Source organism: Arhodomonas sp. KWT (assembly GCF_010993615.1).
Genome location: NZ_WNXE01000799.1, coordinates 1 through 764 on the forward strand (window position 1 = coordinate 1; position 764 = coordinate 764).

General features: G+C 71.6%; 1 protein-coding gene. It reads left to right on the forward strand.

What is annotated here, in order from left to right:
- Positions 1-764, forward strand: a 764-nt coding sequence (gene argC, locus G7A99_RS22490) for an N-acetyl-gamma-glutamyl-phosphate reductase (protein WP_163144244.1), incomplete at both ends; no start/stop codon positions are given.

Here is a 764-nt window from a genome sequence, read left to right on the forward strand (position 1 = left end):
GAGCTGTTCCCGAACCTGCGCGGACACTGCGATCTCGCCTTCGAGGCCCCGGACGACGAACGCCTCGCCGCCTGTGACGTCGTCTTCTTCGCAACGCCCAACGGCACGGCGATGCAGTCCGTGCCCGCGCTGCTAGAGGCCGGTGTGCGCGTGATCGATCTCGGGGCGGACTTCCGTATCCGTGACCTGGACCTCTGGTCCGAGTGGTACGGGATGACCCACGCCTGCCCCGGGATTGCCGCCGAGGCGGTCTACGGGCTGCCGGAGCGCCACCGCGATGCCATCCGCGGGGCCCGCCTGGTCGCGAACCCGGGGTGCTACCCCACGGCGGTGCAGCTCGGCTTCCTGCCGCTGGTCGAGGCCGGTCTGGTGGATACCGACACCCTCGTCGCCGATGCCAAGTCCGGGGCGACCGGGGCGGGACGCCAGCCCAGGCAGCACACGCTCCTCGGCGAGGCCTCGGAGAACTTCCGTGCCTACGGGGCCTCCGGTCACCGGCACCTCCCGGAGATCCGCCAGGGCCTGATGGAGGCCGCCGGCGGCGAGGTCGGGCTGGTGTTCATGCCGCATCTTGCACCGATGGTGCGGGGGATCCACGCGAGCCTCTACGCCCGGCTGCGGGACCCGGCCACGGACCTGCAGGCGCTGTTCGAGGCGCGTTACGCCGACGAGCCCTTCGTCGATGTGCTGCCCGCCGGTAGCCATCCGGAGACGCGTAGCGTGCGCGGCGTCAACACCTGCCGCATTGCGGTCCACCGCCAGCC